Origin of the sequence: Methylophaga sp. UBA1464 (assembly GCF_002325665.1) — a bacterium.
GTDB lineage: Bacteria > Pseudomonadota > Gammaproteobacteria > Nitrosococcales > Methylophagaceae > Methylophaga.
Window position 1 is genome coordinate 2,268 of sequence record NZ_DCSO01000031.1, and the last position, 1,026, is coordinate 3,293.

Sequence of the window (1,026 nt, forward strand, 5' to 3'; positions counted from 1 at the left end):
AAGAAAAAGAAGAAGATGAAAAAGAAGAAGATACGTCAGGTGATATTCGTCTCGCCGTTGTGGGTAGACCAAATGTAGGCAAATCAACGCTGGTCAATCGTCTGCTCGGTGAAGACCGGGTTGTGGCTTTTGATGAACCTGGTACTACCCGGGATAGTATTTATATTCCATTCGAAAAAGACGGTACTAACTATATTTTAATCGATACAGCCGGTGTCAGACGCCGTTCCAAGGTTTCCGAAGCACTGGAAAAGTTCAGCATTGTAAAAACCCTGCAAGCCATCGAGGCGGCTAATGTGGTTATGTTAGTGTTAGATGCGCACCAGGGTGTTGTGGATCAGGATCTGCATCTGGCTGGTCTGATTATCGAAAGTGGCCGCGCTGTGGTTATTGCAGTCAATAAATGGGATGGTCTGGAGAAGCAGGAACGTGAGTGGGTTGCGACCAATATTGAGCGTCGCTTGCCTTTTTTGAATTTTGCCAAAACTCACTTTATCTCAGCCTTGCATGGGAGTGGTGTGGGGTTATTACTTAAATCCGTCAAAAAAGCTTATGGTTCTGCCTTAGCCAAGATCCCGACCCCACAACTGACGCGGGTATTGGAAGAAGCTGTTGCCGATCATCAGCCGCCATTGGTTAATGGACGCCGTATTAAATACCGTTATGCGCATTTGGGTGGTAAAAATCCTCCCCGCATAATCATCCATGGCAATCAGACCGAAGCGACGCCAAACAGTTATCGCCGATATCTGGAAAATTACTTCCGTACTGCACTTAAATTGCAGGGTACGCCGGTGATGATTGAATTTAAAACCAGCGAAAATCCGTTTCAAGAGCGCAAAAAAAAGCAACCTGAAACGCCACAGGAAAAGCGCAAACGTGTAATAGCGAGTCGAGCTAAAAAAAGAGAGAGTTAAAAAAACTTTCGGGGCTGTTGATCTTTCATATCCACCACTGCTGGCGGGGATGAAAGATCAACAAGCCCTAAAGTTGCTAGTGGTCGGGACAGAAGGATTTGAACCTTCG

1 protein-coding gene is annotated in these 1,026 nt (G+C 46.0%); it reads left to right on the forward strand.

Annotated elements, in window-relative coordinates:
• Positions 1–917: ribosome biogenesis GTPase Der (der, locus tag B3O33_RS03360; RefSeq protein WP_292362928.1), on the forward strand; the 917-nt coding region annotated here is incomplete at its 5' end.
• Positions 918–1,026 lie beyond the last annotated feature (109 nt).